1 pseudogene is annotated in these 235 nt (G+C 51.1%); it reads right to left on the minus strand.

From position 1 onward, the window contains the following. A pseudogene (locus tag ACPGUT_RS16090) lies at positions 1 to 151 on the minus strand (N-formylglutamate amidohydrolase); the annotation flags it as partial. Positions 152 to 235 lie beyond the last annotated feature (84 nt).

Genomic DNA, 235 nt, shown 5'->3' on the forward strand with positions numbered 1-235 from the left:
AGGCATCTTCGGACGAACGAATGGTCAATTCATTAAGACCTGAGCGACGCAAAAACGACCACGTGTAGTCGCGCCCGCTGTGTGGCGCGGCAAAGACCACTGGCGAAGAAAGCACATCCGGTCTAATCAGTTTGAACCCAGGTCTTGGCATCAAGGCTCCCATTGTGTTGCAACAGTTTATAACGCGATTGCATTGGATACCAAAAGCCCTTGATCCCGTCTCCGACTCCTTTTA

It is taken from the genome of Halocynthiibacter sp. (genome assembly GCF_049608145.1).
Lineage (GTDB): Bacteria > Pseudomonadota > Alphaproteobacteria > Rhodobacterales > Rhodobacteraceae > Halocynthiibacter.